Source organism: Candidatus Acidulodesulfobacterium ferriphilum (genome assembly GCA_004195035.1).
Lineage (GTDB): Bacteria > SZUA-79 > SZUA-79 > Acidulodesulfobacterales > Acidulodesulfobacteraceae > Acidulodesulfobacterium > Acidulodesulfobacterium ferriphilum.
This window is the reverse complement of record SGBD01000002.1, coordinates 114,996-136,466: the sequence shown is the minus strand read 5'-3', so window position 1 is coordinate 136,466 and position 21,471 is coordinate 114,996. Positions and strand designations below refer to the sequence as shown.

Below are 21,471 nucleotides of genomic sequence, written 5' to 3'. Positions count from 1 at the left end.
TTGTTATTAATTATTATTTTTTGTTTTTTTCCTTATTAAATATATCGTTCAAGTTGGATATAATACCCGAATTTAAATTGGAGGCATTTATATTTTCCTCCTTTATCGAATCATACAATTCTTTTCTTAAAATCAGGGCATCCTCAGGCGCGTTTATTCCTATCTTGACTGTTCCGCCTCTAATAGAAATAATTTCGACGGTAATATTATCGCCGATTTTTATACTTTCACCCTCTTTTCGGGACAAAATAAGCATATATTGATGTGGGAATTTATTTACTATAAATATTTGAGCAGCATAGGGGTCAATTGAGTAATGCCTGCCGCCGCTTCGAGCGTAGCCTGATATGAATCCTGCGCCTGTGTAAGGCTTGTCATAGCTTGAGGAATGTTGACATTTTCCGTCTGCCCTAACAGTTGGGAAATATTAGATAATACCGTTTGATAACTTGTAGATTGCTCGTTTAATCTTTGCACTTTTGTCCCAAGAGTTGACTGCGCGGATAATATTTGATTTAAACCGTTACTTATACCGTTTATTATATTTTGCGAATCGCTTTGATAGACCCCCGACGAAAGCTCCGATTGGAAAAGCGAAAGAACCGATATTAATCCGGACGGATTATATGAAGCAGTTTGATTTGCGGGATCATTTCCGAATACGGCATCGGCAGTAAGCGACGGAGCAATCGTTTCGTTCTGGGTAATTTGGTATCTCTGGTTGACATCCGTTCCCGCATAAGTATAAACATTATATTTAACCTGCGTTACGGTTCCGTTAGGCGAAGTAACATTGTAAAAGGCTTGAGAGGATGTGTAAGCCTGAGTTTGCGATAAATTTTCTCCGGTAAAAATATTTTGACCGTTATAAGAGGTATCGGAGGATTGCAAAAGTTCGTTTATGATTTGTTTAACCTCCTGTGCCGCACCGGATTGGTTAGTCGCCGATGTTCCGCCGTTTGCCACTTCTATTGCAAGGGTTTTAGCCTGATTTACGACCCCGATGGCATTATTGAGGGTGGATGAGGCTAAAGACGAAATCTCATTGGCAAGATTAACATTAGAATTATACTGGTTAATAAGCGAAGTGCTATTTTTGTAAGACAGGACATTAACCATTCCTGCGGGATTATCCTGCGGATAGTTTATTTGCAAGCCGCTGGATATTTGATCCTGAAGGTTATAAATCTGCGCCGACTGATTTAACAGCTCGTTATTAATGTTGTTGTATATCATGTTGTCCGTTATCTGTATCATTTTTCGTGCCTCCTTTATCGCTTTACGGAACAATACTTAAAAGCGCCGTCATAATCGCCTCCGCGGAATGCGTTATAGCCGCCGCCGCCTGATAAGAATTTTGGTAATTAACAAGGTCGGTCATCTGCTGATTCATATTTACCCCGACGGATGATGACAATTGATTTTGCAAATTAGTCAGAACCGAACTTGAATTTGTATAATTGGTGTTTGCGCTTTGAGCCTGAGTGCCGATATTTGAAACAATACCCGAATAATAGGTTGAAATAGTCGTGTCAGTCCCGTTAATAGGCACATTATTGTTTTGCAGCGCCGCAAGATTTAACGCGTTTTCATTATTGCCGCTAAGACCGATATTATTCATCTGCGTAAGGCTTAGTCCTGATGTTAAAACATTTGCCGTAAAGGAATCGCCGTTTGAAGGAGTTCCCGTAATATTAACATGAAAATATTGTGGCGGTGCAGAATTAGTACTGCTTCCGTTATTCCCAAAAAAAACAGAGTAAACATTCTGTCCGGATGAATTAGTCGTAACCGTAGGAGTAATAGTTTCCGAATAATTAGATGTTTGGTTGGTAACGGTAAAGGTGCCTCCGGTATTGTATGTTATAGAATATTGTCCTCCCGCATTAGTATCGCCATAAGGATTTACAATCGAGCCGGCACTTATAGTCGCATTGCCGGTATTTGTGGGGTTAACCGCGGTGGAAACGGCGGATGCCGCCGCTACCTGAGATGCCGTAAGATTTGGATTAACCGCCATAGTAAAAGCCGGATTGGTCGTCAGCTGATTTACGGTAAATGTATCGCCGCTTGCCGGAGCGGTTCCAGATGTGGACGTTCCGGTAATATTAACGGAAACCCCGTCAAAGTTAAGCGTATATACACTTTGGCCGTATTTATTTACTGTCGGGGTTATTGTTTGATTACTTATAGGAGTTTGGCCGGTTGTATTGTCCGTAACCGTAAAAACACCGCCGCCGGTCGTCGAAATCGTATATTTATCCCCCGTAAGTTTAGACGGGTCGGCAACATATCCTGTATTGATAGTTGCATCCGTAACACCGCTGCCGGCAGAAGTCGTAAGATTAGGATTAAAAAAGTAGCTGCCCGTCGAACCGTCGAGACCATAGCCGTTATATTGCAAAGAGTTGACATTGTCGGTTATCGCGGCAGACAGCGAGTTGAGCTGCTTTATATAAGAAGGCGCCGCAGCCTGTTCGAAATTAACATAGGCGCCAAGACTGCCCCCCGTAACATTTTGAGTAATATCCTGCTGGGAACCGGCAGGCCCATTCCACATTATATCTAAAGAGCTGACATTTCCGCTATTAATTTTGGTTGAAAGATTAAACGATGAATCGCTTAAAACAAGGGGCGTGCCGCCGATCGAAATGTTAATTTTACCGTTATTATTTTCATAATAAGAAATATTGACTAATTTAGAGAGTTGATTTATTGCATTCATCCTCTCGTCTCGCAATTCGTTGGCATTGCTTCCTGTATTTTGCGCGTATGTAACCTGCTGATTTAAAGAGGCTATCTGCGACGACAGGCTGTTTATTTCCGGAATAATTCCGTTAATCGATGTATTAGTCGAGGACACGGAATTCATTATGGTCGTATAGGCATTATTAATATCTCCCGCAAGAGATTTCGCGTCGGATAAAAGAGCCGTCCTTTGAGCCGTATTGGACGGATTATTGGCGACATTTTGAAAGTCGTTGAAAAATGCCGAAATAGCCGAGCTAAAACCAGAACCGGACTGGTCATTAAAGAGGTTTTGAATCTGATTTAAACCCTGATACAGATTAGTATAATAGCTATTTTGGGTTGTTTCGTTATTAACCTCGGACTGAACGAAAGCGTTTGTGCTTCTTTGAACCTGCGTTAAATTAACTCCCGTTCCGTAAGTGTACGGCGCGCCGACAACGGCGGGAGCCTCGCTTAGAATAGGGGTTTCATTATTGTAAAATGGGGTGTTGACATTCGCGACATTCTGGCTCACCGTATTCATGGCCGCCTGATTGGTCGTCATAGCCGAATTGGCAATATCGAATATATTATTTATCGTAAGCATTTTAAATTACCTTTATTATAAAGTTACCGATAGAAATTTTTAAAACTGTTTCAAACACTGGATTACCGCTTCGCCATCTCCAATGACAAGTTGAGGTTAAATTTTAAGACCCGACCCCATTAAAACGTTTTTTAATGGAGAAAAGTTTGAATTAGTTTCGCCAACTTTGTTATAAATAGAATTTTTATGAAATATATCGGTAATGAAAGATATTGTAAGTTGATTATAATATATGTTTTTTTTAATCAATCCCGAAAATGCCCCGTTTATATTTATTATTTCAAAGATTTCAGCCCTTATCCTGTTTTTAATATCGGCTAATTCTTCACCTTTTTTATCCTGTTCTACCAAAACAAATTCTCTTAACTTTAAGGTTAGTTCATTTAATATTTTTCTCTTATCGTTAAAAGCATCGATATTTTCGAGAGGATTAAAATCGGACTTTAAGATTAAATAAGATTCGTTAAGTTCTTTTTTTAATCTTAAAACAATTTCGAGCAGCTCACCAAAATGTTTTTTATTTTCAGTCAAATTTTCCATAAATTATAAAATTAGTCTATATTATTCATTAGTTATAGCTAAATTCTTAAGTAATCCTTCGGCTATTTTAGAGCTATCGGCATAATTCCCGGAAGCTACTTGTTGTTTAATGCCGTTGAGCTTTGCAGGACCCGCTGCCGAAGCCGAATCGATGGAGCTTTTCAAATTGCCGGCGAAACTTGCGCTGTCGGATATATTCACCTCATCCCCGGCCGTTTGACCGGTTTGCAAATTTGCCCCCCTTGTTTTATTGCCGTTACTTTCGGGTACTTCGTTAATAACAGGCGGAACATTTGAAATCTGGATTGTCATATGTTTATCCTTCTTTTTATTTTTGTATTATTCGGTAATTAATTAAACGAGGATTTAATTACGCATATAGCAATCGTCATTTTTAAATAAAATCTTTAATATTTTCCGCTCCCCTTTACATTATCTTAATTTGCGCCGAAAGAGCTCCGGCGGCTTTAATAGATTCTAATATAGATATAATACTTGAAGTCGATGCCCCAACCGCATTTAAGGCTTTAACAAGCTGGTCCACCGTTAAGCCATTTTTTAAAAAAAATGCGTTTGGTATTCTTTTTTTATTTATTTTAAGCATTATGTTTCTATTAGATATTGCCACCGGATTTATCTCGATATTGCCCCCCATTACGACAGTCCCGGAGCGTTCATTAATGACTATAATCGCCCTTGAATGCGTTTTCACGCTAACGGCATTAATAATGGAAACATAATCTGCAACATTGCCTTTGTATGAGGCGGGAACATCAACCAATACTTGAGTGGAATTTAACGATTTAGAAATACCTTTTCCGAATTTCGCGTTTATAGCCGAGGCTATCCTTGACGCCGTAGTAAAACTTGGATTTTTAAGAATTAATCTTATGGAATTAAATGAATTTAACCCTATTGAAACCCCTTTTTCTATTATCCCGCCGTTATCTATTATGCCGGATGTTTGAAAATTTTGAGACACGGGAATATAACCCGGGAGCGGCAACACATTATCGGTCGAGACATTTCCGCCGGTTGACACGCTCCCCTGCGCCAGCGCGTAAACAGCGCCGTTTGGTCCTTTTAACGGCGTCATTAATAAAACTCCTCCCTGTAAGCTTTGCGCGTTTCCGATAGAACCCACCGTAACGGTTATTTTTTGACCGGGAATAGCAAACGGCGGAAGCTCCGCTGTAACCATAACCGCAGCCGTGTCTCTTATTTCATAAAGAGAAGCCTGGTCGGTATTAATGCCTAATTTGGACAGCATAGTAACAATGCTTTGCTGCGTAACATTGACGCCCCACTGGTCTCCCGTTCCGTCGAGTCCTACGACAAGACCGTAACCGACGATTGGGTTGCTCATTGCGCCGTAAATAGATGTAATGTTGCCGATTTTAGCCGCATAGGAAAAATTAGGGTTTATACCGGTAATAATCGCGGCTGCTAAAAATAACAGCATCGTTAAAAATATATTTTTAATCTTACTCATTTCGTATCCTCATATCCTCGCTATACCCGGCCGCGAAATAAAGACGGGTGAGCGGTAATATATGTTATATTAAAATGGCCATATAAAGTTCAATATATGATACAGCCACCCCGGTCTTTGCTGCCATTTTACGGGACCCTCTCCGTTTATCCATATCCTCGGGTCGGCAATCTGGCTTGAAAGAACGGTGTTGCCCGGAGCAATGTCTATGGGCCTGACGATGCCTTTAATTAAGATATATCTTGTTTCACCGTTAATAGAGACCTCTCTTTCGCCTTTAACTTCCAAATTTCCGTTTGGAAAAACACGCACAACCTGCGCCTCTATCATGGTGGATATTTGCCCGCTTTCGGCCACCCCGCCCCCCCCGTTAAAACTTTCGACATTTGACCCCTGATAACCGGTAGGTTTTGCGGTCGAAAGGCTGCCGAAGGCAATGCTCCCCTGCCCCGAAGAATTCTTGGACAGGGTTGTTCCCGAAGAATCCTGCGCCTGCGTCTGATCGTTTACGATTATGGTAACTATGTCGTTAAGCTGATATGCGACATTATCCGAATATAGATTCGTCCCGTTTTGCGAACCGTTCCATAAAGAACCTAAAATCGGCCTGCTCTTGATTCCGCCGTTTTTTGCCGTGGGCTTGACGTAAGTTGGGGGCACCATAGATTTTGGCGGAGTGACAAAACCTGTACCGCACCCGCTTAAAGACAAGGCTAAAAAGGAAAATACAGCTAATAAAAAGAGCAGTTTTTTAAATTTTTTCATACATACTTACCTGACTATCACTATTTTATTTGACTTGACAATCCCATCCACGACGACACCCGATTCGATATTTTTTACCCTTATGGTAGAATTATAAGGACCGGCTTGAAGCGCCATTCCCCTAGTTTTTAAATTTAATCCGTATCTTTTGTAAACAATATAAACCATATTTCCAAAATTTATTATCCTTTTCCTTTCCGTATTTATTTTTGACAGGATAGAGTTTTGAATAATAACGAATTTGGCTTCTTTGCCGATAATGCCTTTTTTATTTAGATAATACCCTGAATATATGTCAGGAATGTTTTTATAATCAATTTCGACATCGTTTGCCTTTAATATTTGAAATTTTCCAATAGTTTGGGCGGCAACCGCAACAGGCGCATAAATTCTTACTTTAAAAGCGGCATAGGCAATTCCTCTAAGTAAACCTTTGTTCTTATCCGTTAATTTGATTATAGCCGTATGATACCCTGCAAATCCTGGATTATAAGTTATCGGTTTTATAGAATATCTAAAAACATTTTTAAGCGGGCCTGTAAACCTGAAGTGGCTAAAGTGAAAATATTTTTTGAATTTTAGCGGTATCTCTTTTAAATAAGAATTTATTATAATTTGTTTTAATTTTACTGGGTTTCTTCTATAACCTGTCGCATAGGAATTTTTCCACGGACACGCAATAATAAACCCTAAAAAAATGAAAATAAAAATCGTATTTTTATAAAAGTTTTTATTTAACATAAGCTTACGGTATCAATCCAGCCGCCGTTTGCAACATCTGATTTGCGATGGTTATCGCTTTTGAATCGATGGTATAAGCATTTTGGGCTGTTATCATAGATACCATCTGACCCACCAAATTTACATTGGACATTTCCAGAAAACCCTGCTGAACCGTTCCAATGCCGTTCTGTCCCGGGGTTCCAATCTGTGGGACGCCTGAAGCCGAAGTTTGGAGATAAAGATTATGTCCGATGCTGTTAAGGCCTGCGGGATTAATAAAATTAGCAAGCGTTATCGTACCAATCTGAGCAGGATTTGTCTGACCGGAAACAACCGCCGATACCGTACCGTTTTGCGAAATGGTAACGGAGGTAGCGTTTGGCGGTATAGTAATAGGCGGCACAAGTTGATAACCGTTTGCATCGACAAGCTGACCCTGGGAATTTGTTTGAAAAGTACCGTCTCTTGTATATGCAGCCTCGCCATCCGGCATCTGTATCTGAAAAAAACCCTGCCCCGATATTGCAACATCCAAGGGATTGGATGTTTGCTGGAGATCGCCCTGCGTAAATTCTTTTTCTATAGAAGACACCTTGGTTCCTAAGCCGATTTGAATGCCCGTCGGCACCTGAGTATATTCGGAAGAGTACGCCCCCGGAGACTTAATGGTTTGATAAAAAAGATCCTCGAAGTTAACTCTCGATTCTTTATAGCCTGTCGTATTGGTATTGGCAAGATTGTTTGCAATGTTGTCTATTTCCAATTGCTGCGCCTCCATACCGGTGGAAGCCGTCCATAGCGCCCTCATTTATTAACCTCCATATATTACAATTTGAAGGGGATAATCACCCTCCCCCAACCCTCCTCCCAATAAAGGAAGAGGATATCTAACGGTGATTTAATCATGTTAAACCGCCGCGCCGATAGTGTTAATCGTAGTATTATTTACATTTGAATATGACTTTAACACTTCTACCATATTGTTGTGAACCTGAGAAACATTTATCATTTCCGCCATGTCCCTAATTTCGTTTACATTGGATTCCTCGACATAACCCTGCAAGATGTCAGGGTTTTTATTTAAGGCCGGCGCTCCCGAATTTTTGGTTGCCGAAAACATGGTGTCGCCGTATTTCGACAAATATTTCGGACCGTTAAAATTTACCGTAAGAATTTGTCCGTAATACATTTCATTGTTTGTCAGGGGGTCTGTCAGATTTATTATGCCGTTCTTTGTAATAGTAATATTTGAACCCCTTTCATTTAAAAAAATAGGTCTTTTGCGAATGTTTAGGACAGGAAAACCATTCTGATTTACAAGCTCTCCCGCGCTGTTTAGAGAAAACACCCCGTTTCTTGTAAATTTAATTCCATCCGGCGTTTGTAAAACAAAAAACCCATCCCCGTTTATTGCAAGGTCAAGCCTGTTGCCTGTTTTTTTAAGGGGTCCCTGAGAGTTATTTATATAACTGTTAAGAGTTACAGGATAAGCCTTATCGACAAACGGTTTAAAGCTTTTCGAATCTAAAGTTTGGATAGCTTTACGCGATAAAAATTCGCCAAAAAGAGAACCGCTGCTTTTATATCCGACGGTATTTGCGTTAGCCAGATTATTCGTAATCATATTAAGCTTTTGCCCCTCGGCGATTATTCCGCTTAAGGCAACATACGAACCGCCGTTCATAATAACGACCTCTTAGATTTTATTAATATTCTAAAATTTATTAAATAGTTTGCAAAAAATATGCCAAAAATATTACCCTTTCATTATCGCTTCTTGAAAAGGATGATAAAGTTTTTAGGAAAAAATTTCCCTATTTTTTAAAATAAAGGAAAAATATACCGCAAAAATAAAAAATATTGATATTATTTAAAAACTTGATTTATACTATAGAATATTTAAAATATAATACGCCTATTATGTTCGATATTAAAAAATTAAAAGAAGACCCTAATGTAAATATTTATTCCAGAAGGCCGGAAATAGACAGTATTTTAAAAGGGTTTCTCAACTTAAAAAAAAGCCTTATAGTTACCCCTGTTCCGTTTAATAACGAAACGAAGTTCGGCAGGGCGGCAGGCATGGCGGGGCAAACCTCATATTCGAGCAGCATAATAAAAATAGCCGAGGATTACATTACCATAGACTCCCTCATGCCGCAAAACGGCAATATAAGCCTTTTGGAGTCATCATATCTTAAGCTTAATTTTAAATTTAAAAATAACGAACACTTTTTTGTATCGAAGCTTTACGACTTCAGGAAAAATAATGATTATTTTACATTTAATATTTACAAGCCTCTAGAAATACTGTCTTTAGAAAAAAGAAAATATTTCAGAATAGAACCGTCTTTGAAGGAGCCTGTGGGATTAAGTTTTTTCCTGAATAATAAGTATTTTAACGCAAACATTTACGACATTGGAGGAGAAGGGATTTCGTTCTTATTAGATTTTCCCATAGAAAAGCATACGGTATTGGAGGGGGTAAAAATAGAATTCCCGGGAAATATTCCGGCGATAACCGTTAGAATGGAAATAAGGGCGGCAACGAGGCTTGACAATCTTAAATATAAAACCGGCGCGCAACTGATAAACCTGGGACCGAAAGAACAGGATATAATGTTTAAATACATATTTAAAAGACAAAGGGAGATTGTGGCGGCTATGAAAGGGATTTAAATTTTAAATCACCTGCGACTTTTTCGTTTAATTTATAAATAAACGCAAATAGCTGCGCAACAACCTTATAAAGTTCGGGTGGAATCTCGTCATATATGTCAAGCTTGTCTAAGATATCGGCAAGCGCTTTATTTTCTACCACCGGGATATTTTCTTTGTTTGCAATTTCTATTATTTTTTCTGCGACTTTACCCTTACCCTTAGCAATCAAAATTGGGGCGTTTTCCTTTCCTTTATCGTACCTTAGAGCCGAAGCCTTAATATTCTTATAATTTTTATATTCTTTCATTTATAATGTTATGATTCAGTAAAACATCATTCGGCATGCCTGTATTTTTATCGTTATTCTTATTATAAAACGAGATTTCTTTAAGCGCAATTCCCTCCAATGACAGCATATCTTTAAATACCTTCATGTTCTTAGTTATGGCGTTATGCGCAATTTCAGAATAATCTTTAAAATTAACGGTTAATGTCCTGTTAAAATAGTAGGAAAATACCTTAATGTATCCAAGAGGCTCAATGTTTATTTCCAGCATAAACGAATACCCGGCAGGCATTTTGTTTAATTTTTTTTTGCCGTCATTTTGAGCGTTAAGTTCTTTACCGTAAGCCTGATTAGTTGTCAGGATAACGGTACCGCTTCCCAACCCTGAATTAAAATTGAAGTGAATAAATAAAAAATTACCTTTAACCGAGACGCCGATATTTCCAGTATTAAGGTTTAACTCTTCGTTTAAGACGGTTTTAAAATTACCCGCAATATCATTGGAATATACCTTGCCGTATAATTCTACGGCTTTTTGGATATTCCCTTTATTTAAATCGTTAACAATCCGAAAAGTTACCTCGTTATTATCAATCTTGCTTAGCTGTAATTTTACCTTCATGCCGACATTAGCGCCGACAGGCGAACTTAAGGCAAACTCATTATATAAATCTTCCGGAATCTGGGCATTAAACAGTTTACCGTTAAAACTGAATATGCCTGTTAAATTATTAAGGGTGTCTATTAATTTTACATCTAAAATTTTTCCGGAATTTGTAAGTTCTAAAAACGAAGCTAAATTTTTGTCAAGAGAGGTTATATCACCCTGTAATGCTTGAAATTGAATATTATTAAAAAAAACGGCGGCATCGAAGGTCATTGCATACTCATGCAATTATGTTAATATGGGGTGTATTCTTTTTATCGGTTTCTTTTTCTTCTTCTTCAGATTCGGATGAAAACTTCTTTTCCTCTTTCGAATTTTTATTTTTATCGTTAATAGGCTCCAGAACCTCGCTTAATTCAACAACCGTGCTCAGTTTTTCCATATTCACATTTTCCATCTCTTTTTGGATAATGTTGCTTGAATTAACCGCCAGAACCTGAGGCGTGGAGGTAATTTTTTCAACCGAAGGCATGTTTGAAATAATTTGTTGAATTTCGACTAAATCTATCATGATTTTAAATAATTATAAATGCTTTTTATGTCAACCGACGAATAAAATTTTCCGCTTTCACCTTCAAAAACATCGGAACATATTTTATTGGAACCCCAAAACCTAAATGTGGCGGATGAAATAAGATTTTTATTTTTAACCTTAATTATATTCTTAATATCTTCTATGCATAGGCCGAATAATTTGCCTTCATAGACGCAAATGACGATATATTTGCAAATAGTTTTCACATCCGCCGAAAGTAGGACTAATGAAGAAAAATTATAAACGGGTATTATCTTTGCCCTGTAAGGAATCAGTCCCAGCAGTCCAATCTTTTTTGAAGGGATATTTACGGGTTCTTTGTATTTTATTATTTCGTTTATATGAAAGGCGGGTATGCCGTAAAGAGAATTGCCCGAAGTAAAGGTAAAATAAGGCATCTCTTTTTCGGGATTTATTTTTACACTTGGAGAAATTTCCGGCTTTTTGACCTCTTCTAAATAAAAATCTCCCTGATCTAAAACAACTGCCGCTTCGTTTCGAGGGGTTAATATTCTTTCAACAGGATAAGCAATAATTCGGGCGGGTTCTTTTAGATAGTCCGAATTTTTTGAGCTTTGCTGATTTTCAACTTCATCTAAAAGACTGCCTATCCATGAAGACACCAGATCCGAATCTTTGAATTTAAAACCATTCATATCGTATAATTCTGCGCTCTCATTCATCGTTTACCCCCTTAATCCCGTTATGAAGGCGGTTTATTATCTCTTTCGCAACATTAATATAATCTAAGGTTCCCCTCGCATTAACATCGAGATATGTTAAAGGCTTTCTTATTAAGCTTGCATCCCTGAATCTTGTATCTATATTTATTATACTATTAAAATGGCAGCTTTGATACTTATTTTTAAAATAGTCCAAAGATTTCCATGACGAATTTGTCCTTCTATCAAACATGGTGATTAAAAGCTTATAATTACATTTAATATTTATCGCCGTTTCGATCTTGCCGATGGTTGAGAGTAATAATTCAACGCCCCTTGCCGATAAAAAATCGGACATAACTGGAATAATAACCTCATCGCTTGCCGCGATAGCGCTGATAAGAAGAACGCTTAACGCAGGCGATGAATCTATTATTATGTAATCGTAATTATTCGGTAAAAACTTTAATCTTTCCTTAAGTCTTAACCCCCCGCCCTTTGAAACCGAAAGCTCCGCTTCAATCCTTGCAAGGTTTATATTTGACGGTATCAGATCGATGCATCCGCCTGTTTTTAATCTGTATTTGTTTATAATCACCTCGTCTGGGTGAAAAGATTCGGAAATTATAACATTACTGACGGAATATTCAAGTTTCTCCGGCTCAACCGCTAAATGATTGGTAAGGCTTGCCTGAGGGTCAAGATCTATCAAAAGCACCCTGTGTCCGAAAAGCGATAAGGAACTCCCCAGCGTAATCGCCGTTGTTGTTTTTCCTACGCCCCCTTTTTGATTTGCGGTTGCAAAAATATACGGGGTCTTCATAAATTATCTCGTCATGCCATCGATAAGCCTGTGCTCCCCGGTTGTAAATATCTTATCGATATCTAACAATATTATAAGCCTGTCGTCTAATTTGCCCACCCCTTCGATGTAATCGGAATCGAGACCTGCAATTAATGGCGGCGGGGGCTGAATAGTGCTTGAATCGATCCTTAAAACTTCTGAAACGGAATCGACAATAAGGCCTATGGTTTTATTCATTATATTTACCACAATAATTCTTGTCTCTTTTGTAACTTCTTTTGTCTTCAAATGAAATTTTTTCCTGATATCGACTATCGGAATAACCCTGCCCCGCAAATTAATAACGCCTTCGACAAAATCAGGGGCCTTTGGAACCTTAGTTATTTCGACAATTCTATTTATCTCCTGAACCTTTAAAATATCGAGGGCGAACTCTTCATTCCCGAGACGAAATGTAACGAGTTGAACTATTTCCTCTAACCTCGGATCGCTTTCTGCTTTACCTGTTCTATTAATTTGATTATTTGATTCCTTAACGGCTTCCATAAATTTTCCTCCAAACATGAAAATTAAATTTGATTAATATCAATATAAAGTTTCCTTGATAATTTCATCGCCTATCTTGTATATAGGAAGAACGACATCGGCAAGTCCCGCGTCAACAACGGCTTTTGGCATGCCATATACGACGCAGGTAGCTTCATCCTGAGCGATAGTTTTTCCGCCTGACTTCTTAATACTTTTCATACCCGACAGCCCGTCCGAACCCATGCCCGTCAATATGACGCCCAATGCGCTTCCTGGATATTCATTCGCCACCGATTCCATCATAACGCTGACCGACGGTTTATTTATCAAATCAGCCGGTTCGTTTGAAAGAGATATTAATGTTTTGCCCCCTCCTGTTTTTTTAACGGTAAGGTGTTTATCGCCGGGTGACAAATAAGCCGTTCCCGGCTTAATAATCTCGCTTCCGGAAGCCTCTATAACCTTGATATGAGATATCTGCGACAATCTTTCGGCAAAAGGCCCCGTAAAAGCTTTAGGCATATGTTGAACTAAAATTATAGGAACCGGAAAATTACCCGGAATTTTAGGTATAACATCTTGAAGCGCTTTTGGACCGCCTGTTGACGAACCTATTGCGACAATATTGATTCTTTTATTCCATGAACCATTTGTAAGTAATTTTGTTGAAGAAATTGCAATATTTTCGGAGGGCGGGTGAAAAACATATCTTTTTGCCGTAACAGCCCTTATTTTAGAAAGCAGGTCGTCTTTTATTTTTAATATATTCAATGATACATTCGAAAGATTTTTGGGAATATAATCGACCGCCCCTAAATCAAGGGCGTCTAAAGTAGCCTTTGCCCCTTCCTCCGTAAGCGAACTAACCATTATTACGGGCAGCGGAAATTTTTCCATAATAATTTTAAGCGCCGTCAGCCCATCCATCTTAGGCATTTCTATGTCCATCGTTACGATATCGGGTTTGAAATCTTGAATCTGCCTGACGGCATCCTCTCCATCCTTTGCAAATCCCGCAACTTTGATATCGTTTTCTCCTTCTAAAAGGGAACCTATCGCCCTCCTCATAAAGGCGGAATCATCGACAATTAAAACCCTCACAGGCTCTCCCATAAATCAAATACTCCTTGTAAAATTTATCTTATTGCGGCAGATTCTATCATAGAGGCTATATCTATAATGAGGACAACCTTTCCGTCGCCGGTGATTGTTGCGCCTGATATGCCTTTATATCCTAATTGATAATCTCCCAAAGACTTAATCACAACCTCTTCCTGTCCGTACAGATTATCAACCGCTATACCAATCTTTTTTTCGGCCAGTGCAACGACGACTACATAAATCTCTTTTTTTAAAGAGATATCAAGGTCAACGATGTTTGATTCTTTTATACCAAATTCTTCTCCTAATCTTAGCAGGGATAAAACCGATTTTCTTAAATTTATAACCTCATGTTTATCGATTGTTTGGATAGACGACTCCGATATTCTTAAGGTTTCGACGACGGAATTAAGAGGAATGGCAAAAATATCTTCTCCCGCCCCGACAATAAGGGTTTGAATTATGGCAACGGTCAGCGGAAGTTTTAATACTATCTTCGAACCATGCCCGATTTGGGATTCTATATCTATAATGCCGTTTATTTTCTGTATATTTGTTTTAACGACATCCATTCCGACCCCTCTTCCCGAAATTTCGGTCGCTTTCTCTTTGGTGCTAAATCCCGGCGTAAAAATCAAACTTAAAGCATCCTTATCGGAAAGACCAAAAGCCGTTTTTTCATCTATCACCCCTTTTTCCACGGCCTTCTTTTTTAAGATGTCGGGATCCATTCCCTTTCCATCGTCCGAAACGCTTATAACGATGTAATTTCCCTCGTGTTCGGCGCTTAATTTAATAGTTCCGATTTCAGGTTTGCCCAGACGTTTTCTCATCTCTTTTGTTTCTACCCCGTGGTCAACGCTATTTCTTATTAAATGGACAAGGGGATCTCCTATCTCTTCGATAACCGATTTATCTAACTCCGTTTCTTCACCCGATATTTGAAGTTCAATCTCTTTGCCGAGTTCTCTTGAAAGGTCTCTAACCATTCTGGGGAATTTGCTAAACACCTTTTTAACCGGCTGCATCCTTGTCTTCATCACCGCCAGCTGAAGGTCGGTGGTAACAAGATTTAAATTGGATACAACCTGCGCCAGCGCGGAAGAAAGATCGTCGCCTGCATATTTCATCTCTAATTTAGAGGAGATATTAAATAACCTGTTTCTTGCAAGAACAAGTTCGCCTACGAGATTCATAACATTATCAAGCCTGTCGATATCAACCCTTATTGTAGTCTCTTTGATCTCGGGTGTCCGGGCGGGCGATGGTTTTGGACCGGGTAATGCCGCCTCCGTCTGCGGAGGTTTAGGGACTTCCTGTATCGGCACAGCCTGCCTGTTCCGCTCCTGTTTTTGCTCGAAGGTTCCGGTTTCGGGTTGCTTTATCTCTTCCTCTTTCTCTTTATAAATCTGCTCCAGTTCCTCTTTGGAAATAAGGTTGTCTTCCAGAAGGATATCTCCAAGGTTTCTTACCTTTCTTTTATCCGTTTTAGCGCGATTTTCTTTATGCTTTTCTTCATTGATAATTTCTCCGGCCGCCTCTTCTTTCTCCGCTAAGACTTTACCGTTTTCAGCCGCGCTATGAGGCAAGTTCTGCCGGACGGCTTGCGTCCCTTTAGCCTCCGGCTGTTTTGACTCTTCTTCCCGTAGTCCAATTATTCCCTCTGCCATGTCATCAAGCCTTTTGATAAGTTCCGCGTTATCCACAGGCGTAAGCCCTTCAATTCCGGTTTTGGATACGGATATTATCATAGCCTTCAATATGTCCATAGCCTCGAGTAAACAATCCATCATGCCTGAGGTAAGGAAAATTTCGCCCTGTCTGAGCTTATTTAAAATATTTTCCGCGCTATGCGCCAGCTCGACAATGCTTTGAAAACCCAAAAAACCGGCAGAACCCTTGATTGTATGCGCCGCTCTGAAAATAGTATTTAACAGGTCTTTATTCCCGGGGTCTTTCTCAAGCTCGACAAAGTTTTCATTAAGGCTTTCAAGGAGCTCCAGCGCCTCTTGAACAAAATCATTGACTATTTCTTTCATCGAGTCATCTATCATTAACGATTTCCTCCACAATATGTTCAGGCTAATCTGGGAATATTTTTGAAATCTTTTCCTGAAGGGTTTCCGCCGTAAAAGGCTTTACGATATAATTGTTAACCCCTGCTTTAACGGCTTCGACCACATTTTCTTTTTTTGCCTCGGCAGTAACCATTAAAAACGGTAAATCTTTTGTTGTTTCATTTGCCCTGACGCTCTTTAATAATTCTATTCCGTTCATTTCCGGCATATTCCAATCCGAAATGACAAAATCGTAATTTCCGTCCGCAATTTTTGAAAGGGCGACCTGCCCATTTTCGGCTTCGTCCACATTCGCAAAACCTATCTGTTTTAAAATATTCTTAATAATCCTTCGCATCGTGGAAAAATCATCTACCACAAGAATTTTCATCGACAGATCCAAAGCCATATTCAGCACCTTTTAAATTATAAATTATTACAACATTAATAACGGGTTAGCCGCCGTAAACCTCTTTTATTGCTTTTTTTGCAATGCTTATTATTTTTTCATCATTAAACGGCTTTTGCAAAAAAGCATAACTTTTAGATATTTCGTTTTCGCTTGGCATATTTGAGGACATAAGAATAACGGGTATATTTTTGGTCGATAAATTATCCTTAAGACTGCTTAACAGAGTAATCCCATCCATCTCGGGCATATTTAAATCCGTTACAATCAGGTTTATATCGTCTTTAATGGCTTTTTCCAGAGCCTCATAACCGTCGGAAGCCGTTTTCACCTTAAAACCCGCGTTTTTAAAGGCAATCGATAAAAACTTAACTACAACTAACGAGTCCTCGACAATTAATACCGTATATAGCGTTTTCATTTATTCTTTCCTGTATAGGGGTGTTTTTCCGAAACCGACCAATTTGAACGATGTAGATATAAAATGTAAAGATTCCGAATGTCCCAAAAAAAGATACCCGCCTATTTTTAAACTTTCGTATATGTTTGTAATGGCCATTTTCTTTGACTCGTTATCGAAGTATATTATAACATTTCTGCAAAGAACGATATCAAAAATGTCTAAGTTTTTTACTTCTTTCGCATCTACAAGATTGACATTGTGAAAACCGGTCATATTTTTAATTTCGTCCTTTAGAGCAAAGGAATCGTCGTCTATTTTATTAAAATATTTAGCGATAATGGTTTCGCTCGCGTTGCGCAAAGTATAACTATGATATACCCCCCTGTTTGCCGAATCCAAAACCTTTTCGCTGATATCGGAGCCGATTATATCAAACTTTACATTGGAAAAAGGGAAATTCTCTTTTATCATAATGGCAATAGTATATGGTTCTTCACCGGTGGAGCATCCAGCGCTCCATATTCTAATCTTTTTGTTTGGATTAATGCTCGGTTCCGAAACAACCTGTTTTAAAATATCGATAAAAACCTCGAGCTGAGGCAAGTCCCTGAAAAAACTGGTTTCATTCGTCGTTACGCTATTTAAAAGCTCCTTTATTTCCGGTTTTCTTTTTGGCGAATATCTTAAATAATTATAATAGTCTTCAAAATTGGGTAGATCTAAAATAGAAAGCCTTCTGGATAACCTCGTTTCAAGGAGATATTTTTTTTGCTCATTAAAATAAATACCTGAGATATCATATATTAAGTTCTTTAATTTATAGAATATTTCATCAGATAAATTAATGTTTGGATATTCCATTCGGTTTTATTTTAAAAATTTTTACCGTATTAATTATTTACTGTATTAATTCTAAAGAATAGCTTCTTAAGTCTTTATCTTTAGATGAATTATATTTTTTTATTATATTTGCCGCCTTTTCCTTATCGATAATATGAATGGCGCTCAGTATGGCGATTTTTACCATTTTACTCTTTTCTTTATTAAGCATAAAAACAAGAAAGTCAAAGCTCTTCGGGTCGCCTAATTTTTCGATTAATTCCACTATTTTATATTTAAATTCATCCGAAAAATTTCCGGCGGAGCTAAGAACATCCAAATATAGTTTCAGGTCCTTAACCCCTGATATAAAAAGAGAATTCAGATAATTAAATTTAATCTCTTCATCGCTTTCGTCAAGTAAAAAAGACATAGCTTCTTTATATTTTGCCAGGTCGTATTTTCTTAAAACGCGCGCCAGCAGTCTTTTTAACGGTATGGATTTAACATATTTAAAATTAGCAAATTTAGAATATAAATCCGAAATATCATTATCGGTTAGCGATAATTTCGCCTCTTCAAGTATTTTTAACGAATATTCTATTATTTTATCGTTTTTTAACGACAGATTATCCGCAAAAAAATAAAAATATTTTTTATTCCGCTTAAAGCTTAAAAGATTAGATATGGTATTTATAAACGCAGAGGTTACATCAGGGAGATTTTCCTTAAGAAGAAAAGTAAAAAGTTTATCTATGTAAATGCCGCTTTTCGAGCATCTCGATAAATTAATTGCGGATTTTCTAACATTACCGTTTCCATCGCTTAAATAATAAAGAATAATATCGTAAAAAGCGGTTTTGTAACTAAAATTTTTATCCGAGAATACCGAACACGCGTAAATTAAAGAAGATATTTTTGCCTCTAAAAATAATTTTTTATCCTTAAAAAAATCTAAAAGATTTATTATATCCCTTGGTGAAATCTCGGATAAAACATTTATCAGTAAATCATATTTATTAAAATCGGACGACGGTTTTAACGATTTTATGTAATTCATTATGTACTTGGGTCTTGCGATCTTTTTAAGAATATTTTTTATGTACAGATATTCTAATTCATCGATATTCTCGGTTTTAACATAATATTCAAATAAAAATTTAAACATTTTTTCCGACTTTTTATGATTCAACAAAGAAAAATAACAAAGGATAGAATCTATTGCCTCTTTTTCCTCATACTCTTCTATAGACGATATAGAAATTCTAAGATTTAAATTGGATATTTTTTGGAGCAGCGACTCTTTTGTCCCGCTTTTTTTGCGATTATCCGCCGTATATATTTTATATAAACTTTTAAGTATATAAATCTTATCTATCGTATATCTATTATTTTTACCGAGAAGATTTAACAAAAAATCTAATATTTCGTTTCCGCCTATTTTCGCCAAAGAATCGACTATTATATTTCTGACAACCCTGTCGCGGGATTTTAAAAATAACTCTTTCAATCTTGGAAACGCTCTTTTTAATCTTATTTCCCCTATGGAAAAAATAGCCGATGACGAAACAAAGAATGTATCATCCAGCGCCTTTATCAGTACGCCGTCAAGCTTAAGTTTTAATATTCCTATCGATTCAACCGCGTTAGCCCTTGTTATTTCGTCTTTATCTTTTGAAAGCTTGACCAAAATCCTTTTTGGATAATCGTTAGGGATAAAATTGCCGTATCTTATCAGCTCTGAAATTATCCTGTTATATTTACCTTTGCTTTTATTAAAATATTCGGTTAAAAAATTTCCGTTCTTCATGGCAATTTGCTTTATAACATCAAATGAATTAGACCTGATTTTAATGCCGCTGCCGCTTGAGGCAGAAATTTCGAACAGCTTTTTTATAAGCCCCTTTTCCTGCAGTTTAATAATGGTATTTTCGGCAAATTCAACAATGCCCGGGCTGCTCGATCCCAATAAATCGACTATGAGTTTTTTATCTTTTATGGTTCCGTATTTTGCTATGTTATCTATTGCATTTCTAACGACATCGACATTATCCGCAAAAAGCAGATCCCTTTGTTTATCTTGTTTATTCATATGATTTTAATTTTGATCTCAATTTTATTATTGCCTTAGAATGGATCTGGCAAATTCTGGATTCGGTTAGATCCAGCAGTCTTCCGATTTCTTTTAAGGTTAATTCGTCATAATAATACATCATCAGTACATTTTTTTCAACCTCGCTAAGCATATCGATGTATGTCTTTAAAATATTTTTTCTTTCATTTATCAAAAGGTTGTCTATAACCTGCGGTTCCTTGCTCTCCATTGTTTCTATAGATTCGGCGCGTCCTTTGTCAAAACCGATAAAATCTTTATCTGATAGAAATGATGCTCCTCTTATCTTATATAGCATTTCGCTAAATTCTTCCGAATTAACACCGAGTTCCTGAGCCACCTCTTCATCTGAGGGCATTTCTCCTAATTTTTGTTCCAATTTGGAGTATGTCTTTTCTATCCTCCCCGCTAGCTCGCGGACATTTCTCGGCATATAGTCAAGTTTTCTTATGCCGTCTAAAATGGAACCTTTTATCCTCGTTATCGCATATACCCTAAAGTTATCATTTTTTGACGGATCGAACTTAATAGCGGCATCTATCAGTCCCCCTATGCCAAATTCCACAAGGTCATCTCTGTTTATGATTCCGTTAAATCTTATCATCATAAAGTTTGCAACCGTGTTTACGAGGTTAAAATTTTCTTCGATCAGCCTTTTTGATTTAAAATTTATTTTTTCCATTTGACAAAGATTAAAATGCCCTTAAAAGTTTATTCAGAAAAAATTGGATATTGCCGTTGGATATTTTATTATCTTTTTGAGAAAGTATATTATAAGCCAATTTTTTAATACATTCGGACGATTTAGAATCTGGAAAAAGGCTTAACGCCGGTTTCTGCATAATAACCGACCTTGGAATATTCTCGTCATTCAAAACATGTCCTAAATAATTTAAGGTTACATTAAGAAATTTATCGGAAACAAGGCTTAAGTGTTTATAAACCTCCTTAGCTTCCCTTTCGCTTTTAACGTTATTGACTATAATCCGAAAATATTTTTCTCCGTATTTCAAACTTAAAACCTTAATCAGCGCATAAGCATCAGTTATCGATGTAGGTTCCGGGGTCACGACAACATATATTTCGCTTGCGGCAAGATTAAAATATAAAACATTCGACGAAATTCCCGCTCCGGTATCTATTAAAAGAATGTCTATAGGCTCTCCCGAACCCTCCATATCTCCGGCAAATTCATCGAACCTTGACATTAAAGCAATTTTTTGCGGCTCTGAGAGATTGGACAACTCTGGTATGCCCGATGAAGCAGGAAGAACCAGAACGCCGTTAGAATCGGAGATTATGATATCCTTAAGCTGTTTATCGCCGTAAATTACCTGAGAAATGTTATATTTTGGAATAATACCGAGAATTACTGAAACATTTCCGAGGCTCAGGTCGGCATCCATTATCATTACCTTTTTGCCCATAGAGGCAAAACAGTATGCAAGATTGCAAACTATGTTAGTTTTACCGACCCCGCCCTTTCCGCTTGTTATAGAAATAATTTTTGTATAATTATTTTGATTCCCCTGCTTTTTCATAATATTTTTTTTATTTAATTTTTTTAA

Annotated in this window: 25 protein-coding genes; 1 reads left to right on the top strand and 24 read right to left on the bottom strand. The window is 37.6% G+C overall.

The features are described from left to right. Positions 1–13 precede the first annotated feature (13 nt). The 10 genes from csrA to flgF all read right to left on the bottom strand — a co-directional run bounded on the left by csrA (position 14) and on the right by flgF (position 8,541). Entirely contained in the window at positions 14–256 is a 243-nt protein-coding gene (gene csrA, locus EVJ47_05070; GenBank protein RZD14543.1) for a carbon storage regulator, read from the bottom strand. Between the two features lie 23 nt (positions 257–279). Further along, a complete protein-coding gene (locus EVJ47_05065; GenBank protein ID RZD14542.1) occupies positions 280–1,257 on the bottom strand; it encodes a hypothetical protein in 978 nt (325 codons plus the stop codon). 22 nt (positions 1,258–1,279) lie between these two features. Beyond that, entirely contained in the window at positions 1,280–3,337 is a 2,058-nt protein-coding gene (flgK, locus tag EVJ47_05060) for a flagellar hook-associated protein FlgK (GenBank protein ID RZD14541.1), read from the bottom strand. A gap of 96 nt (positions 3,338–3,433) precedes the next feature. Beyond that, positions 3,434–3,877 (bottom strand): hypothetical protein, encoded by a 444-nt coding sequence (locus EVJ47_05055; GenBank protein ID RZD14540.1) that lies wholly within the window; start codon positions 3,875–3,877, stop codon positions 3,434–3,436. 21 nt (positions 3,878–3,898) lie between these two features. Then, positions 3,899–4,189 (bottom strand): flagellar biosynthesis anti-sigma factor FlgM, encoded by a 291-nt coding sequence (gene flgM / locus EVJ47_05050; GenBank protein ID RZD14539.1) that lies wholly within the window; start codon positions 4,187–4,189, stop codon positions 3,899–3,901. Between the two features lie 115 nt (positions 4,190–4,304). Next, entirely contained in the window at positions 4,305–5,369 is a 1,065-nt protein-coding gene (locus tag EVJ47_05045; GenBank protein RZD14538.1) for a flagellar basal body P-ring protein FlgI, read from the bottom strand. A gap of 69 nt (positions 5,370–5,438) precedes the next feature. Then, entirely contained in the window at positions 5,439–6,134 is a 696-nt protein-coding gene (locus EVJ47_05040) for a flagellar basal body L-ring protein FlgH (protein ID RZD14537.1), read from the bottom strand. Between the two features lie 6 nt (positions 6,135–6,140). Continuing rightward, positions 6,141–6,875, bottom strand: coding sequence for a flagellar basal body P-ring formation protein FlgA (gene flgA / locus EVJ47_05035; GenBank protein RZD14536.1), 735 nt, complete (start codon positions 6,873–6,875; stop codon positions 6,141–6,143). Positions 6,876–6,879: 4 nt separating this feature from the next. Next, on the bottom strand, positions 6,880–7,665 hold the full coding sequence (gene flgG / locus EVJ47_05030) for a flagellar basal-body rod protein FlgG (protein ID RZD14535.1): 786 nt from the start codon (positions 7,663–7,665) through the stop codon (positions 6,880–6,882). Positions 7,666–7,764: 99 nt separating this feature from the next. Continuing rightward, positions 7,765–8,541 carry a flagellar basal-body rod protein FlgF gene (gene flgF / locus EVJ47_05025; GenBank protein ID RZD14534.1) on the bottom strand — a complete coding sequence of 259 codons (777 nt, stop codon included), beginning with the start codon at positions 8,539–8,541 and terminating at the stop codon, positions 7,765–7,767. Positions 8,542–8,777: 236 nt separating this feature from the next. On the opposite strand from flgF, the gene EVJ47_05020 reads away from it, so the two are divergent. Then, on the top strand, positions 8,778–9,536 hold the full coding sequence (locus EVJ47_05020) for a hypothetical protein (GenBank protein ID RZD14533.1): 759 nt from the start codon (positions 8,778–8,780) through the stop codon (positions 9,534–9,536). Here EVJ47_05020 and EVJ47_05015 read toward each other — a convergent pair. From EVJ47_05015 to EVJ47_04950, 14 genes are read right to left on the bottom strand one after another with little or no spacing between them, the layout of a single operon-like run. Further along, complete coding sequence (locus EVJ47_05015) at positions 9,520–9,825, bottom strand: flagellar biosynthesis protein FlhB (GenBank protein ID RZD14532.1); 306 nt, start codon at positions 9,823–9,825, stop codon at positions 9,520–9,522. The two genes, EVJ47_05020 and EVJ47_05015, sit on opposite strands and share 17 nt — an antisense overlap. Continuing rightward, positions 9,812–10,684, bottom strand: coding sequence for a hypothetical protein (locus tag EVJ47_05010; GenBank protein RZD14531.1), 873 nt, complete (start codon positions 10,682–10,684; stop codon positions 9,812–9,814). Before EVJ47_05010 ends, EVJ47_05015 begins: the two co-directional genes overlap by 14 nt. Before the next feature lie 7 nt (positions 10,685–10,691). After that, entirely contained in the window at positions 10,692–10,982 is a 291-nt protein-coding gene (locus EVJ47_05005; protein ID RZD14530.1) for a hypothetical protein, read from the bottom strand. Next, on the bottom strand, positions 10,979–11,689 hold the full coding sequence (locus EVJ47_05000; GenBank protein ID RZD14529.1) for a chemotaxis protein CheW: 711 nt from the start codon (positions 11,687–11,689) through the stop codon (positions 10,979–10,981). The genes EVJ47_05005 and EVJ47_05000 overlap by 4 nt, the downstream gene beginning before the upstream one ends. Then, complete coding sequence (locus EVJ47_04995) at positions 11,682–12,491, bottom strand: ParA family protein (GenBank protein ID RZD14528.1); 810 nt, start codon at positions 12,489–12,491, stop codon at positions 11,682–11,684. Before EVJ47_04995 ends, EVJ47_05000 begins: the two co-directional genes overlap by 8 nt. A 3-nt stretch (positions 12,492–12,494) precedes the next feature. After that, entirely contained in the window at positions 12,495–13,019 is a 525-nt protein-coding gene (locus EVJ47_04990) for a chemotaxis protein CheW (protein RZD14527.1), read from the bottom strand. Between the two features lie 39 nt (positions 13,020–13,058). Further along, positions 13,059–14,114, bottom strand: coding sequence for a chemotaxis response regulator protein-glutamate methylesterase (locus EVJ47_04985; protein RZD14526.1), 1,056 nt, complete (start codon positions 14,112–14,114; stop codon positions 13,059–13,061). 23 nt (positions 14,115–14,137) lie between these two features. After that, positions 14,138–16,156: a chemotaxis protein CheA gene (locus tag EVJ47_04980; GenBank protein RZD14525.1), complete on the bottom strand. Its 2,019-nt coding sequence runs from the start codon at positions 16,154–16,156 to the stop codon at positions 14,138–14,140. A 28-nt stretch (positions 16,157–16,184) separates the two neighbouring features. Beyond that, complete coding sequence (locus EVJ47_04975; protein ID RZD14524.1) at positions 16,185–16,568, bottom strand: response regulator; 384 nt, start codon at positions 16,566–16,568, stop codon at positions 16,185–16,187. Between the two features lie 46 nt (positions 16,569–16,614). Next, entirely contained in the window at positions 16,615–16,989 is a 375-nt protein-coding gene (locus EVJ47_04970) for a response regulator (protein RZD14523.1), read from the bottom strand. Further along, the gene (locus EVJ47_04965; GenBank protein RZD14522.1) at positions 16,990–17,832 is read right to left on the bottom strand and encodes a protein-glutamate O-methyltransferase CheR; all 843 of its coding nucleotides are present in this window, start codon (positions 17,830–17,832) and stop codon (positions 16,990–16,992) included. 37 nt (positions 17,833–17,869) lie between these two features. Beyond that, a complete protein-coding gene (locus EVJ47_04960; protein ID RZD14521.1) occupies positions 17,870–19,882 on the bottom strand; it encodes a HEAT repeat domain-containing protein in 2,013 nt (670 codons plus the stop codon). Continuing rightward, complete coding sequence (locus tag EVJ47_04955) at positions 19,875–20,585, bottom strand: FliA/WhiG family RNA polymerase sigma factor (GenBank protein RZD14520.1); 711 nt, start codon at positions 20,583–20,585, stop codon at positions 19,875–19,877. Before EVJ47_04955 ends, EVJ47_04960 begins: the two co-directional genes overlap by 8 nt. Positions 20,586–20,595: 10 nt before the next feature. Next, on the bottom strand, positions 20,596–21,444 hold the full coding sequence (locus EVJ47_04950) for a MinD/ParA family protein (GenBank protein RZD14519.1): 849 nt from the start codon (positions 21,442–21,444) through the stop codon (positions 20,596–20,598). Positions 21,445–21,471 lie beyond the last annotated feature (27 nt).

Bases quoted from the DNA above. Each gene is read 5' to 3' on its own strand.
- flgK (RZD14541.1), bottom strand. From the start codon at position 3,337: ATGCTTACGATAAATAATATATTCGATATTGCCAATTCGGCTATGACG.
- EVJ47_04985 (RZD14526.1), bottom strand. From the start codon at position 14,114: ATGGGAGAGCCTGTGAGGGTTTTAATTGTCGATGATTCCGCCTTTATG.
- EVJ47_05045 (RZD14538.1), bottom strand. From the start codon at position 5,369: ATGAGTAAGATTAAAAATATATTTTTAACGATGCTGTTATTTTTAGCA.
- EVJ47_04980 (RZD14525.1), bottom strand. From the start codon at position 16,156: ATGATAGATGACTCGATGAAAGAAATAGTCAATGATTTTGTTCAAGAG.
- csrA (RZD14543.1), bottom strand. From the start codon at position 256: ATGCTTATTTTGTCCCGAAAAGAGGGTGAAAGTATAAAAATCGGCGAT.
- EVJ47_04955 (RZD14520.1), bottom strand. From the start codon at position 20,585: ATGGAAAAAATAAATTTTAAATCAAAAAGGCTGATCGAAGAAAATTTT.
- EVJ47_05020 (RZD14533.1), top strand. From the start codon at position 8,778: ATGTTCGATATTAAAAAATTAAAAGAAGACCCTAATGTAAATATTTAT.
- EVJ47_05000 (RZD14529.1), bottom strand. From the start codon at position 11,689: ATGAATGAGAGCGCAGAATTATACGATATGAATGGTTTTAAATTCAAA.
- EVJ47_05065 (RZD14542.1), bottom strand. From the start codon at position 1,257: ATGATACAGATAACGGACAACATGATATACAACAACATTAATAACGAG.
- flgF (RZD14534.1), bottom strand. From the start codon at position 8,541: ATGAACGGCGGTTCGTATGTTGCCTTAAGCGGAATAATCGCCGAGGGG.
- flgG (RZD14535.1), bottom strand. From the start codon at position 7,665: ATGAGGGCGCTATGGACGGCTTCCACCGGTATGGAGGCGCAGCAATTG.
- EVJ47_04975 (RZD14524.1), bottom strand. From the start codon at position 16,568: ATGGCTTTGGATCTGTCGATGAAAATTCTTGTGGTAGATGATTTTTCC.
- EVJ47_05010 (RZD14531.1), bottom strand. From the start codon at position 10,684: ATGACCTTCGATGCCGCCGTTTTTTTTAATAATATTCAATTTCAAGCA.
- flgM (RZD14539.1), bottom strand. From the start codon at position 4,189: ATGACAATCCAGATTTCAAATGTTCCGCCTGTTATTAACGAAGTACCC.
- flgA (RZD14536.1), bottom strand. From the start codon at position 6,875: ATGTTAAATAAAAACTTTTATAAAAATACGATTTTTATTTTCATTTTT.
- EVJ47_05015 (RZD14532.1), bottom strand. From the start codon at position 9,825: ATGAAAGAATATAAAAATTATAAGAATATTAAGGCTTCGGCTCTAAGG.
- EVJ47_05055 (RZD14540.1), bottom strand. From the start codon at position 3,877: ATGGAAAATTTGACTGAAAATAAAAAACATTTTGGTGAGCTGCTCGAA.
- EVJ47_04965 (RZD14522.1), bottom strand. From the start codon at position 17,832: ATGGAATATCCAAACATTAATTTATCTGATGAAATATTCTATAAATTA.
- EVJ47_04995 (RZD14528.1), bottom strand. From the start codon at position 12,491: ATGAAGACCCCGTATATTTTTGCAACCGCAAATCAAAAAGGGGGCGTA.
- EVJ47_04960 (RZD14521.1), bottom strand. From the start codon at position 19,882: ATGAATAAACAAGATAAACAAAGGGATCTGCTTTTTGCGGATAATGTC.
- EVJ47_05005 (RZD14530.1), bottom strand. From the start codon at position 10,982: ATGATAGATTTAGTCGAAATTCAACAAATTATTTCAAACATGCCTTCG.
- EVJ47_04970 (RZD14523.1), bottom strand. From the start codon at position 16,989: ATGAAAACGCTATATACGGTATTAATTGTCGAGGACTCGTTAGTTGTA.
- EVJ47_04990 (RZD14527.1), bottom strand. From the start codon at position 13,019: ATGGAAGCCGTTAAGGAATCAAATAATCAAATTAATAGAACAGGTAAA.
- EVJ47_04950 (RZD14519.1), bottom strand. From the start codon at position 21,444: ATGAAAAAGCAGGGGAATCAAAATAATTATACAAAAATTATTTCTATA.
- EVJ47_05040 (RZD14537.1), bottom strand. From the start codon at position 6,134: ATGAAAAAATTTAAAAAACTGCTCTTTTTATTAGCTGTATTTTCCTTT.